Source organism: Piscicoccus intestinalis NBRC 104926, assembly GCF_001515525.1.
In the GTDB taxonomy this organism is placed as follows: Bacteria; Actinomycetota; Actinomycetes; order Actinomycetales; family Dermatophilaceae; genus Kineosphaera; species Kineosphaera intestinalis.
Map to the genome: position 1 here is coordinate 1 of NZ_BCNQ01000127.1, position 13,298 is coordinate 13,298.

Below are 13,298 nucleotides of genomic sequence, written 5' to 3' on the forward strand. Positions count from 1 at the left end.
CAGCCCCGGCGGCCGAGCCGGGAGCCGCGCCGGTCCCGGCGCCCTGGGCGGTCTGCTGGTTCCAGCCGAGGCCGAGCACCACGGCGCTCGCGACGCCGGCACCGCCTCCGCGCAGCACGCTGCGCCGGGACATCCCGCGCGGGGTGCCGGCGTTCTCGGTGCGGGTGGGCTCGTCGGACAGCTCGTCGGACATGGCGACACTCCTGGGCGCGAGGGGGCAGGACCGGGCCGTTGCGGCCCGCGAACAGCCAACCGCCTGCGCCTTGAACTGGCTTTACGACCAGGAGAATTCGTTCCAAACGGCCAACCGACGCGAAAGGAACGGCGGTGATCAGGCGTGCGCTGTGCGCCCGGTGCCGGTGATCGTGCCGGAGCCGACGACCCGCGGCCCGTCGTAGAGCACGACCGCCTGGCCGGCGGCGACCCCGCGGGTGCGCTCGTCGAGCCGCACGTGCAGTCGCGAGGGGTCCTCGCCGTCGACCCACGCCGTGGCGGGCAACTCCTGCCCGTGGGCGCGCAGCTGGGCGCCCACGGCCACGACACCGTCGGGAGCCGGGCCGCACCAGCGGGCCCGGTCGGCGGTGATCTCGTCGATGCCGAGCAGGTCGGCGGCGCCGATGACGACGGTGTTCGTCTCGGGGCTGGTTTCCACGACGTAGCGGGGGGCGCCGTCGGCGGCGGGCCTGCGTAGCCGCAGACCGCGCCGCTGGCCGACGGTGTAACCGAACGCCCCCTCGTGCTCGCCGACGACCTCGCCGTCGGTGTCGACGATCGGGCCGGGCTGCGCGCCGAGCCGCTGCGCGAGCCAGCCGCGGGTGTCGCCGTCGGCGATGAAGCAGATGTCGTGGCTGTCGGGCTTCTTGGCGACCGCGAAGCCGCGGCTCGCCGCCTCCGCGCGCACCTGGTCCTTGGTGGAGTCGCCGAGCGGGAAGAAGGCGCCGGCCAGCTGGTCGGCGTCGAGCACGCCGAGCACGTACGACTGGTCCTTGGCGGGGTCGACCGCCCGGTGCAGCTCGCGGCGGCCGGTGCGGCAGTCCGGGTCGCCGGGCTCGACGACGCGGGCGTAGTGCCCGGTGGCGACGGCGTCGAACCCCAGCGCCCACGCCTTGTCGAGCAGCGCGGCGAACTTGATCTTCTCGTTGCAGCGCAGGCACGGGTTGGGGGTGCGCCCGGCGGCGTACTCGGCGACGAAGTCCTCGATGACGTCCTGCCGGAAGCGCTGCGCGAGGTCCCATACGTAGAACGGGATGCCGAGCCGGTCGGCGACGCGGCGGGCGTCGCCGGCGTCCTCGAGCGTGCAGCAGCCGCGGGCCGACTCCCGCAGCGTGGCCGCCGAGGAGCTCAGCGCGAGGTGCACGCCGACGACCTCGTGGCCGGCGTCGAGCATGCGGGCGGCAGCGACGGCCGAGTCGACACCCCCGCTCATCGCGGCGACGACCCGCATCAGCTCGCCTTTCCGGCGCGGTAGGCGCGCCGCGCCCGCTCCACGGCCTGCGGCAGCGCGGCGAGGAACGCCTCGACGTCGCTCTCGGTGCTCGTGTGCCCCAGGCTCAGGCGCAGCGCGCCGCGGGCCTGTGCCTCGGTGTACCCCATGGCGAGCACGACGTCGCTGGGCTGCGGCACGCCCGCGTGGCAGGCGGAGCCGGTGGAGCACTCGACGCCGGCGGCGTCGAGGAGGAAGAGCAGCGAGTCGCCCTCGCACTCCGGGATGAGCAGGTGGGCGTTGGCGGGGCTGCGCCGGGTGACGTCGCCGGGCGACCAGGCTCCGGTGACGATCGCGTCGGGCACGAGCTCGCGGGCGCCGGTGATGATGGCGTCGCGCAGCGCGGCCAGCCGCGGCGCCTCGGTCGGCTGCTCGGCGACCGCCTCGCACAGGGCCACGGACAGGCCCGCCACGAGGCCGCCGGCCAGCGTGCCGCTGCGGATGCCGCGCTCCTGGCCGCCGCCGAGCGAGACCGTCTCCAGCGGCGCGTCGCGGCGGGCCAGCAGCAGACCGACCCCGGTCGGCCCGCCGAGCTTGTGCCCGGAGACGGCGGCGGTCGTCGCCCCGCTGGCCCCGAAGTCGAACGGCACCTTGCCGACCGCCTGCACGGCGTCGACGTGCAGCGGGATCGGCCCGCCACCGCCGGCCGGCTCGCGCAGCACGGCGACGATCTGCTCGATCGGCTGCACGGTGCCGACCTCGTTGTTGACCCACATGCAGGCCGCGAGGGCCACGTCGCGGGGCCCGTCCCCCTCGGCGAGGGCGGCCTCGAACGCCTCGACGGTGACGATCCCCTCGTGGTCCGGCTGCACCCAGGTGATGAGGGCGTCCTCCCGGGCGCCGAGGGTGGTGGCGACGTCGAGCACGGCCGGGTGCTCGATGGCGGCCACGACGAGCCGACGGCGCGCGGGATCGGCGGCGCGCCGGGCCCGGAACAGCCCGAGCATCGCGAGATTGTCGGCCTCCGTGCCGCCGGAGGTGATGACGACCTCGGAGGGACGGGCCGCGAGCGCCTCGGCCACCTGCTCGCGTCGCTCCTCCAGGCGCCGCCGGGCCTCGCGTCCGCTGCCGTGCAGCGACGACGCGTTGCCGAGCAGCGACAACTCCGCGGTCATGGCCTCCAGCGACGCCGGCCGCACCGCGGTCGTGGCGGCGTGGTCGAGGTATACGCGGGGCGGGTTCACCCGACCGATTCTAGGCGCCGCGCGCGAGCCCCCCGAACCCAGCGACGCCGCGCCGGGAGGCCCTCCGGTTTCGCCCGGTTCATCACCGGAATTGCCATCTGTCACTGTGAACTCCGCCACTATGCGCGCAATTGCGCAAGATGACGCGGGGCCCGGTTCTGGATTTCGTCCAGGGGTGAGCTACTTTCAAGAGGTCGTAAAGTTCTGCCAATTGTCGCCGATCACCTTGACAAGGCGGTCAGGGAGAAGCGGTCCTACCGGGCCCTGGCGACAAGCGGCCGAACGTGCTCGAGTCGACCACACCGGCTCGATCTTGATCCACTGAGCCCCGACGCTGCCCCCCGAAGCCGTCGGGGTTCAGTGCTGTCCGGGCACCGGAGCACGCACCGTCACAACACAGCGCACCGTCACAACTCAGCGACCGGGGCCCCCGCTGGGAACCCCGGTCGATGCCTGGCCGTGCTGGTCAGCCCTTGGCCGTGCCGATCTCGTCGGTGGCCTGCGGCAACACCGCGAACAGGTCGCCGACGACGCCGAAGTCGACGAGCTCGAAGATCGGCGCCTCCTCGTCCTTGTTGATGGCGATGATCGTCTTCGAGGTCTGCATGCCGGCCCGGTGCTGGATGGCCCCGGAGATGCCGCACGCGACGTACAGCTGCGGCGAGACCTGCTTGCCGGTCTGGCCGACCTGGCTCGTGTGCGGGTACCAGCCGGCGTCGACCGCGGCCCGCGACGCACCGACGGCGGCGCCGAGGGCGTCGGCCAGGTTCTCCACCGCGGAGAAGTCACCGGCGGTGCCGCGCCCGCCGGAGACGACGATCGCCGCCTCCGTGAGCTCCGGGCGCCCCGACTTCTGCTTCTCACGGCGCTCGACGATGCGGGCCGACTTCGCGCCCTCGGAGATCTGCGGGGTGACCTCCTCGACGGCACCGGCCCCCTCGCGCTGCTCGGGCGCGCACGAGTTCGGCTTGACGGTGACGATCGGCGTGCCCTGGGTGACCACGGCGTCGACCGTGTACGAGCCCGCGAAGACCGACTGCGTGGTCGCGACGCCGCCGTCCTCCGAGCGCACGTCGACGGCGTCGGTGATGAGCCCGGAGCCGGTCTTCACGGCGAGCCGGGCGCCGATCTCCTTGCCGTGGGCCGAGCTCGACACCAGCACCGCGGCCGGCGACGCCGACTCCACGAGCTGGGCGAGCACCTCGGCCACCGGCACCACGAGGTAGTCGTCGATGTCCGTGCCGGGCACCGCGTAGATCTTCGCGGCGCCGTACTGGGCGAGCGCGGGCTTGGCCGTGTCGAGACCGTCTCCGATGAAGACGGCGGAGGGCTCCCCCAGCCGGGCGGCGAGCGTCAGCAGTTCGAAGGTCGTCTTGGCGACCTGTCCGTCGACGTGGTCGACGAGAACGAGGACCTCGGTCATGATGTGTCTCCTTGTCGTCTCGTCGCTCAGATGAACTTCTGCATGGACAGGAACTGCGCGAGCACCGCGCCGCCCTGGCCGTCGTCGGAGACGATCAGCCCCTGCTGGCGCGGGGGGCGCTTGGTCACGTTCGTCACCTTGGTCCAGGCCGCGTCGAGGCCGACCTGCCCGGCGTCGACGCCGATGTCCGACAGCGACCAGGTCTCGACCGGCTTCTTCTTGGCGGCCATGATCCCCTTGAACGAGGGGTAGCGCGGCTCGTTGATCTGGTCGGTCACCGACAGCACGAGCGGCAGCGAGGCCTCGATGACCTCGGTGGCGACGTCGCCGTCGCGGCGGGCCTGCACGGAGCCCGACGAGAGGGTGACCTCCGAGGCGAAGGTGACCTGCGGCAGCCCGAGGCGCTCGGCGAGCATCGCGGGCACGACCGACATCGTGCCGTCGGTGGAGGCCATGCCGGTGAGCACGAGGTCGACGTCGCCGATCTTCTTGATCGCCTCGGCGAGCACGAGCGAGGTGGCGATCGCGTCCGAGCCGGCGAGCGCGTCGTCGGTGACGTGCACGCCTTGGTCGGCGCCCATCTGCAGCGACTTCTTCACGGCGTCGGCGGCCTTGGCCGGCCCCATCGTCAGCACGACGATCTCGGCGTCCTCGCCGGATTCGCGGATCTTCAGGGCCTCCTCGACGGGGTACTCGTCGAGCTCGGAGAGCAGCCCGTCCACGGACTCCCGGTCCGCGGTGTTGTCTGCGGAGTCGAACCCGCGGTCCGACTGCGCGTCAGGCACGTGCTTGACGCAGACGACGATTTTCATGTCCGCCCTTTCGTGATGAACTACTCGATTCCCGTCGGCCGCCCCGCGACCGTTCTTCGGCCTACGCCGGCGCGCTCCGCGCCGCTCGACGGGTCGCTTTCCGGCCTATGTTACCGGAGAGTAGCTTCTCCCGCCAGGGCCCGGACGGCCCCTGGCGGGAGAGCGGACGACCCGTCGCGCGGCGGTCAGCGACCCTCGAAGACGGCCTTGCCGGGGCCCTGCTCGACGAAGGTCTGCATGCCGACCTCGCGGTCCTTGGTCGCGAAGCACGCGGCGAACTGCTGCGATTCGATCGCCAGCGCGGTGTTGAGGTCGACGTCGAGGCCACGGTCGATGCACTCCTTGGCGGCCCGCATCGCCAGCGGCGCCCCCTTGAGGTACCGCGACATCCGCTTGACGGCGGAGTCGTGCACGGTGCCCGGCTCGACGAGTTCGTCGACGAGGCCGATCTCCAGCGCCTCCTGGGCCGAGACGAACCGCCCTGAGAACACCAGGTCCTTGGCCCGGGCCGGGCCGACGAGGCGCGAGAGACGTTGGGTGCCACCGGCTCCGGGAATGATGCCGAGCAGGATCTCGGGCTGGCCGAAGGTCGCGTCGTTGGCGGCGATGCGGAAGTCGCAACACATCGTCAACTCGCAGCCCCCGCCGAGGGCGTAGCCGGCGACCGCGGCCACCGTGGGCTGCGGGATCCGGGCGACCGCCGTGAAGCAGTCGGAGAGCTTGGGCGCCCGGTCGACCATGTCCGGGTAGGACATCGTCGCCATCTCCTTGATGTCGGCGCCCGCGGCGAACACCTTCTCACCGCCGTAGACGATGACGGCCCGCACGTCCGAGCGGGCGGCGACCTCCGCCGACACCTCGCGCAGCTCCTCCTGGAGCTGGGCGTTGAGGGCGTTCATCTTCGGCCGGTCGAGCCGGATCGTCGCGATCGCGCCGTCGACCTCGAGGCGCACGAACTCGGTCATGTCACACCTGCGTTCCGTCGGTCGGGCTGCCACCGTCTCCGAACACGTCCTCGCCGAGCATGAGCTGGTGCCACATCTGAACGGCGGTCAGCACCAGCTGGTAGCTGAGCTGAAGCAGCTGCTTCACGTCGTGGCTGCCGGGCAGCACGATGTGCTCGCAGGTCACGACCAGCGTGCCCGCGTTGATGCCGGCCTTGACGATGTTCAGGCGCAGCGAGAGGTCGTTGGCGGCGCGCATCTGGGTCAGCAGGTCGTCGGGGAGGTTGTCGGCGATCTGCCACTGACCGAAGATGCGCATGACGGGCAACTCGCCCTCGGTGCAGTGCACGAACAGCTGTTGGCCCTCGATCTTGAAGCTGACGTCGCCGTCGGCATCGATGTCGGGGCGGAAGCCCTCGTCCTGCAGCGCGTCGAGGACGATCCCGCGCAGCGGGTGCTCGTCGGCGGGCGGAGGAAAGTTGGGCAGACTGGTGGGATCCGTCATGGGGCCACGGTATCGACTCGCGGTGCGGCCCGTGACATCGACGCCGAATCGACGCCCGCCGTGCGTGACAGTCAGTGCACGAGGTAGATCTGCACCGTCGTCGCCGGCACGGAGACGGTCTCCCCCGCCGACACGCGCGGCCCGGGCTCCTCCTGCGGCCGCTCCCAGCTGCTGTCCCACAGCAGTTCGTAGCCGCGCTCCTGATCCTCGAACCGCGGCAGGCGCACGGTCGTGTCGTCCTGATCGCCCTGCATGACGATGAGCAGCGAGTCGCCCTGCACGTCCTCGCCGAGCAGCAGCATCTGCAGCGTGCGCGAGTGCGGGTCTTCCCAGGATTCCCAGGTCATCCGATCGCCGCGGCGGCCGAACCACATGAGGTCGACCCGACCGTCTCCGGGGCGGGGGTGGGAGGGGAAGAACGTGCCCTGGCGCAGCACCCGGAACCGGCGGCGCAGCCCGACCAGGTAGGAGGCGGTCGCGAGCTGGTCGTGCTGCCAGGGCTGCAGCTCCCAGTCCGTCCAGGACGTCTCGTTGTCCTGGCAGTAGGCGTTGTTGTTGCCGCCCTGGGTGCGCCCGAACTCGTCGCCGGCCAGCAGCATCGGCGTGCCGGTCGACAGCAGCGTGGTCGCGAGCAGGTTGCGCATGCTGCGGCGCCGGCGCAGGCCGATCTCGGGGTCGTCGGTGGGCCCCTCGACGCCGTGGTTCCACGACCGGTTGTCGCCGTGGCCGTCGCGGTTGCCCTCGCCGTTGGCCTCGTTGTGCTTCTGGTTGTACGTGCAGGTGTCGGCGAGCGTGAAGCCGTCGTGCGCGGAGACGAAGTTGATCGAGGCGAGCGGGCCGCGGTCGTCGGTGCCGAACAGGTCCTGGGAGCCGGCGAGCCGCGTGGCCAGCTCGCGCACCCCGTGCCCCTGGGAGGGCGGCACCGCGACGTCGGCCAGCCAGAACGTGCGCACGGTGTCGCGGAACCGGTCGTTCCACTCCCCGAACGGAGGCGGGAACTGGCCCGTGCGCCAGCCGTGGAGCCCGACGTCCCAGGGCTCGGCGATGAGCTTGACGCGGGAGAGCACCGGCGAGGTGCGCAGCGCCATGAGGAACGCGTGATCGCGGTCGTAGTCGTCGGTGCGTCCACGCGCCAGGGCGACGGCCAGGTCGAAGCGGAAGCCGTCGACGTGCATCTCCTCGGTCCAATACCGCAAGGAGTCCATGACGAGCCGCATGGGCATGGGGTGACGCATGTTCAGCGTGTTGCCGCAGCCGGTGACGTCGATGTCCTGCCCGCGCTCGTCGAGCCGGTAGTACGTGGCGTTGTCGATGCCCCGGAAGCACAGCGTGGCACCGGTGCGCGACTGCTCGGCCGTGTGGTTGTAGACGACGTCGAGCAGTACCTCCAGGCCCGCGGCGTGCAGGGCCCGGACCATCTCCTTGAACTCGGTGACGGCTCCGAGCGGGTCGGTCGCCGCGGCGTAGCGCATGTGCGGCGCGAAGAACCCCAGCGAGTTGTACCCCCAGTAGTTCGACCGACCGCCGAGGTCGAGGGCGGGCTCGTCGGCGAACCAGTGCACGGGCAGCAACTCGATGGTGGTCACCCCGAGGCCGAGCACGTGCTCGATGAACGCCGGATGGCCGATGCCCGCGTACGTGCCGCGCAACTCGGGCGGCACGCCGGGCATGAGCTTGGTCGCCCCGCGCACGTGCGTCTCGTAGACGACGGTCTCGGGCCAGGGCACGCGACGCTCGTGCAACGGCCGCTCGGCAGGCCCCCAGTCGAAGCCGCCGGCCGCGACGACGACCGAACGCGGCACGAAGGGGGCGCTCTCGCGCTCGTCGCGCACCCCCGGCTCCCCCTCGAGGTCGTCGCCGACGACGTGGCCATAGATCTCGGGGACCCACTGCACGGCCCCGTCGACGGCCCGCGCGTACGGGTCGAGCAGCAGCTTGGCGGGATTGTGGCGATGCCCCTGCTCGGGGCGCCACGGGCCGTGCACGCGGTAGCCGTACCGCTGACCGGGCCGCACGCCGTGCACGTGGGTGAACCACACGCCGTGCACGCGGTCGGTCAGCGGCACCCGGCGTTCCGGGCCATCGGGGTCGTCGTGGTCGCCGAAGAGGCACAGGTCCACGGCCGTCGCGTGCGCGGCGGAGATGGCGAACGTGCTGCCGGTCTCGTCCGGCATGGCCCCCAGCGGCGGCGGCAGGTCGGGTGTGCTCGCCATTGGACCAATGTAGTGGCCAGGGCACTCGCGCGGAGTCGCGGGTTGTCGCTCAGCGCACGACGCCAAGCAGGATCCCTCCGACGGCCACGACTCCTGCGACGGTGACGAAGACATTGCTCAGGCGGCCGCGATACTGCCGCAGGGCGGGGACGGTGTGCACGGCATACATCGGCATGAGGTAGAGAACAGCCGCGATCACCGGGCCGGCGAGCATCTCGATGAGCGACAGGATGCTGGGGTTGACGATGGCGGCCCCCCATGTCGTCAGAAAGATGAACAGGGCGATCCCGCCGCGGAGACGGCGCTCGTCGGGAGTGCGTCCGCGGGCTGCGGCCAGGGAGCGGACGATGCCGGCCGCCCCTTCGGCCGCGCCGAGGTAGTGCCCGAAGAATGACGACACAATGGCGGCGATGGCGATCGCCGGGCCGAGGTAGGCAATGAACGGGCTGTCGTGCACGTTGGCCAGGTACGAGAGCACCGGGAGGTTGGCCTCGCGGGCGGCACGCAGGCCATCAGGCCCGAGAGCCAGCACGCAGGACCACACGAATCCCATGGCGAACACGACGAGCATGACGGTCGTGCGCCGCAGGATGCTCGAGGCCTTCGGCGCCGCGGCGTCGCCGTAGTGCAGCCGGAGCGCGGCGGAGAACTGGCTGATCGCCGGGGAGAAGTTGAACGCGAACACCAGCACCGGGATGACGAGCCAGATCGACATCAGCATGTCACCGGGGGCCGAGACCTGGAGCAGGCCGTCGAAGCTCCATGAGGGGATGAGATAGAACGTGACTCCCGCCAGGATCGCGATGAGCGGGTAGACGATCCACTCTGTGACTCGCAGCATCACGCGCTGCCCGGAGATCATGACCGCCATCATCAGCGAGATCAGCAGGCCGGACAGCAGCCAACGGGGCAGGCTCGGCACGCCGAGCTGGTTGACCATGACGCTGTCGATCGTGTTCGTGATCCCCACGCCGTAGATAAGCACGATGGGGTAGATCGCACAGAAGTACAGCACGGTGATGAGGCTGCCGGCCCGCTCTCCGAAGTAGTCACACACGACGACCGTGATGTCGTCTCCGGCCCGTCGGGACGAACAGACCAGACGGGAGAGCGCCCGGTGGGACAGGAAGGTCATGGGGCCGATGAGCGCCGTGACGATCAGCAGCGGCCACAGACCGCCGACCCCAGCGTTGATCGGCAGGAAGAGGATCCCTGCCCCGATCGCGGTGCCGAACAGACTCAGTGTCCAGCCGGTGTCGTAGGCGGTCCAGCGTGGCGCGGGCGATGTCTGGGGGCTGCCGGTGCCGGAGGCAGATTCTTCGACTTTCCGCCGCGGGTCTGCAGCGTTCGACGACGGTGACAACATTGTCTCCTTTGCGAGGTGTCTGACCGGTGACTGGTTGGTGATCTGGCGTCGCTCAGCACGCGACGACGTTGATGGCGAGACCACCCAGGGAGGTCTCCTTGTATTTGCCGCGCATGTCCGCCCCGGTCTGGCGCATGGTCGCGATCGCGGCATCGAGCGAAACCCGGTGGCTGCCATCCCCGTGCAGACTGAGGCGGGCGGCATTGATCGCCTTGACGCTGGCCACGGCGTTGCGTTCGATGCACGGGATCTGAACCAGTCCGCCGACCGGGTCACAGGTCAGTCCGAGGTTGTGCTCGATGCCGATCTCCGCGGCGTTCTCCACCTGGCTGGGCGTACCGCCCAACACCTCGCACAGGGCACCCGCGGCCATCGCGCAGGCCGAGCCGACCTCGCCCTGGCAGCCGACCTCGGCGCCGGAAATGGACGCGTTGCGCTTGATGAGCATGGCGATCGCACCGGCCGTGAGCAGAAACCGGACGACTCCCTCGTCATCCGTACCGGGTACGAAACGGCAGTAATAGTGCAGAACCGCGGGAATGATGCCCGCGGCACCATTTGTCGGCGCCGTGACGACGCGCCCACCGGAGGCGTTCTCTTCGTTGACAGCGAGCGCCCAGAGGGCGACCCAGTCCAGCGCCGACAAAGGGTCGGTCTGCGACTGGGGGGCATTCATGCTCTCCAATTCGGCGAGCAGCCGCGGTGCGCGACGCTGCACCCGAAGCGGGCCCGGCAGGAACGTCTGCGAACGCCGGCAGCCGTTCTCGACGCATTTGCGCATGACCGCCCACACGTTCAGCAGCTCGGCGCGGGTACGGGCCTCCTCCCGGAACGCACCCTCATTGGCCAGCACGACGTCACTGACCCGCATCTCGTGGCGCGCGCAGCAGGCCATGAGCTGCGCGGCGGAGTCGAAGGGGAACGGCACGGCCACCCCCGTGTCCGCTCGACCCATCTCCGCCTCGGCGACGACGAAACCGCCGCCGATCGAATAGAAGGTTTGCCGCAGCAGCGTCTCACCACCCGCGTCGAACGCGGTGAACGTCATGCCGTTGGGGTGTTCCGGCAGAGTTCGATCCAGATACAGACGCACATCGCGGGCCCGGTCGAAATCGATCTCATGCCGACCACCGAGCGACAGACAGCGGACCTGGCAGGCGTGACTCACGTGTTCGTCGGCTGTATCGGTATCCACGTGCTGCGGATCGGCACCCATGAGCCCGAGGATGGCGGCCTTGTCCGAACCATGGCCGGCACCGGTTGACCCGAGCGAACCGAACAGTTCGACGAGCACCCGTGCCGTCGACTCCACGGCGCCCCGATCCTCCAGGGCGCCTGCGAAACGCTGGGCAGCACGCATCGGTCCGACCGTGTGGGACGAACTGGGGCCGATGCCGATCGAAAAGAGGCTGCTTCGTCGTTGACGCGTTCTCCCGGATGATCGTCGGGTGGCGGTGCGCGTCACACATGCGCACCGAGATGATCCTCGACGCGATCGAGATGGGGTGCTGGTCCCGCGGCGCTCACCACGACGATCTCCGCTGCCACAGCGACGCAGGGTCCCAATTCACGTCCATTCGCTACGGCGAACGTCTCGCCGAGATAGGCGCGACGCCATCTATTGGGACCGTCGGCGACAGTTATGACAACGCCCTCGCTGAGACCGTGAACGGCTACTACAAGACCGAACTCGTCCGCGGCCCCGCCCGTCCCGGACCGTGGCGGACGGTCGAGGACCTCGAGCTCGCGACCCTCGGATGGGTGCACTGGCACGACACCCAGCGCCTACACGGCTACCCCAGACTCAGGGCGCTTCACTTCACGCCTTTTCAGTCTCCGGGGTGGGCGGTCTGGTCCGCGAGGAGACGAGCGGCCTCCGCAGCGTATGGTGCTTCCACTTGGACCTCGTAGTGGCCCGCCTCAAGGGTCTTCAGCGAGTCGAAGTCCCGTCGGCCGCCCGTAGCCAGGTGTCCAAGGAAGTAAAGCAAAGCCCCCCAAACTGCGCCAGAGGCGACCGAGATGATCATGATGGCCAGCCAACCGAATCCGGGGGCGAACAGCCCGAACAGCAGGCCTAGCAGAACACCGAACCACGCTCCAGCGGCTGCGCCCTTTAGCGCAGCTTTTCCTCCTGTCAAGCGACCGAGTACGTGCTCGACAACACGAACGTCGAGCCCCACGATCGCCACTCTTTCCACGGGGAAGCCGGCGTCGGAAAGACGGTCAACCGCTGCCTGCGCACTGGCGTAGTCAGAGAACTGCGCGATCGTTTGCTTCCAGCGGGGGTCATTGGTGTGCGAGAACTCATTAGCCTCCTGCTCCGGAGGGTTGTTGCGAGGGGTCTCGGGGCTGGTCATGGGCGTACTCCTTCAGTGAAAACTGGATGAACCACCGTGCTAAGACCAGAAGGCTGGGTGCATGCCCGTCTTCCGGTCTTGCATGGACGGGTGTTGCGCCGTTCGGCATCAGGGAAAGGTCGCCCTTGTTTGCTTTCGGCGCGTGCCGCGAACGAGAAGCATGGAGTTGGGTTGTTCCGTGCCCTTCATCCGCGGCATGTTCTATGTCGGTGTGGTGCTTGACGTCTTGCTAACTTTGGCTCGTCGATGGGTCTCCGGCCGGGCGTTACTCCTGAGTCGAGTGCTGACTCAGGACATGAATCTTGCGGGGTTTTGCCTTTTCGCTTACTGGGATGACCAGGCTGAGCACGCTGTTGTCGTAGGAGGCGGAGACGTTGGCTGAGTCGACACCCTCGCCGATGCTGAACTGGCGGAGGTAGGTGCCCGCGGGTCGCTCCTGAACGAGCCACTTGGCTCCCTCGGTGCGGGGTGCAGTGCGCTGGGCGCGGATGGTCAGCAGCTGACCGTCGACGTCGATGTCTACCGACTCCGGTTCGACCCCGGGCAGGTCGGCGGTGAGAATGTAACGGTCAGCTTCCCGGTACAAGTCGACCGGCATCAGCCGCGGTCCTGGACGAGCCCGCAGAAGGCTCGATGCGAGGCGGTCAAGTTCGCCGAAAGGATCGGAGGACGTTGTCATCGTGAATCGATTTTTTCCCGATATGGTGGCGTCGGACGTATCAGACTATGTCAATGTTAGCGTGGTTACTCCGTGGGTGCAACTACTACCTCTTTGTTTTTCGGCTCTTTACAGATGAGGGTGTAGCTGTGGTGCGACCTGGGGCGGCGCGTCGGTGTCGGGGTGAGGGTTGAGGTCTTCCGATGATGGGAGTTCTCACACAACCCGTCCGGAAGACCTCGACGTGCCTGACGCTACCTTCACGCGCCCTGACCTGACTACCTTCACCCGCCTCGACGGCCTCGGTCTGGAGGTCACCGGCCAGCTGCTCGAGCCTGACCGGTCCGTGCTGG

General features: G+C 69.5%; 12 protein-coding genes and 1 pseudogene. 1 reads left to right on the forward strand and 12 read right to left on the reverse strand.

Annotated elements, in window-relative coordinates; all coding sequences use genetic code 11:
* From PINTE_RS16610 to PINTE_RS16655, 10 genes are all read right to left on the reverse strand, one after another.
* On the reverse strand, positions 1–193 hold a 193-nt coding region (locus tag PINTE_RS16610), incomplete at its 3' end, for a hypothetical protein (RefSeq protein ID WP_217996623.1).
* A gap of 138 nt (positions 194–331) precedes the next feature.
* On the reverse strand, positions 332–1,444 hold the full coding sequence (gene mnmA, locus PINTE_RS16615; protein ID WP_068433010.1) for a tRNA 2-thiouridine(34) synthase MnmA: 1,113 nt from the start codon (positions 1,442–1,444) through the stop codon (positions 332–334).
* Complete coding sequence (locus PINTE_RS16620) at positions 1,444–2,598, reverse strand: cysteine desulfurase family protein (RefSeq protein WP_068433030.1); 1,155 nt, start codon at positions 2,596–2,598, stop codon at positions 1,444–1,446. Before PINTE_RS16620 ends, mnmA begins: the two co-directional genes overlap by 1 nt.
* Before the next feature lie 535 nt (positions 2,599–3,133).
* Positions 3,134–4,090 carry an electron transfer flavoprotein subunit alpha/FixB family protein gene (locus PINTE_RS16625; RefSeq protein ID WP_068433012.1) on the reverse strand — a complete coding sequence of 319 codons (957 nt, stop codon included), beginning with the start codon at positions 4,088–4,090 and terminating at the stop codon, positions 3,134–3,136.
* 26 nt (positions 4,091–4,116) lie between these two features.
* Complete coding sequence (locus tag PINTE_RS16630) at positions 4,117–4,902, reverse strand: electron transfer flavoprotein subunit beta/FixA family protein (protein WP_068433014.1); 786 nt, start codon at positions 4,900–4,902, stop codon at positions 4,117–4,119.
* Positions 4,903–5,087: 185 nt separating this feature from the next.
* Positions 5,088–5,867, reverse strand: coding sequence for an enoyl-CoA hydratase/isomerase family protein (locus tag PINTE_RS16635; protein WP_068433016.1), 780 nt, complete (start codon positions 5,865–5,867; stop codon positions 5,088–5,090).
* Position 5,868: 1 nt separating this feature from the next.
* Positions 5,869–6,351, reverse strand: a complete 483-nt coding sequence (locus PINTE_RS16640; RefSeq protein WP_068433018.1) for a hypothetical protein — start codon at positions 6,349–6,351, stop codon at positions 5,869–5,871.
* A gap of 71 nt (positions 6,352–6,422) precedes the next feature.
* Entirely contained in the window at positions 6,423–8,564 is a 2,142-nt protein-coding gene (glgX, locus tag PINTE_RS16645; RefSeq protein WP_068433020.1) for a glycogen debranching protein GlgX, read from the reverse strand.
* Between the two features lie 49 nt (positions 8,565–8,613).
* Positions 8,614–9,930 (reverse strand): SLC5/6 family protein, encoded by a 1,317-nt coding sequence (locus PINTE_RS16650; protein WP_068433022.1) that lies wholly within the window; start codon positions 9,928–9,930, stop codon positions 8,614–8,616.
* 52 nt (positions 9,931–9,982) lie between these two features.
* On the reverse strand, positions 9,983–11,395 hold the full coding sequence (locus PINTE_RS16655; protein WP_068433024.1) for an L-serine ammonia-lyase: 1,413 nt from the start codon (positions 11,393–11,395) through the stop codon (positions 9,983–9,985).
* On the opposite strand from PINTE_RS16655, the pseudogene PINTE_RS16660 reads away from it, so the two are divergent.
* Positions 11,341–11,727: pseudogene (locus tag PINTE_RS16660) on the forward strand (DDE-type integrase/transposase/recombinase); the annotation flags it as partial. The gene PINTE_RS16655 and the pseudogene PINTE_RS16660 sit on opposite strands and share 55 nt — an antisense overlap.
* Before the next feature lie 32 nt (positions 11,728–11,759).
* Here PINTE_RS16660 and PINTE_RS16665 read toward each other — a convergent pair.
* Entirely contained in the window at positions 11,760–12,287 is a 528-nt protein-coding gene (locus PINTE_RS16665; protein WP_068433026.1) for a general stress protein, read from the reverse strand.
* A gap of 265 nt (positions 12,288–12,552) precedes the next feature.
* Positions 12,553–12,966, reverse strand: a complete 414-nt coding sequence (locus PINTE_RS16670; protein ID WP_068433028.1) for an Hsp20/alpha crystallin family protein — start codon at positions 12,964–12,966, stop codon at positions 12,553–12,555.
* Between the last annotated feature and the right edge of the window lie 332 nt (positions 12,967–13,298).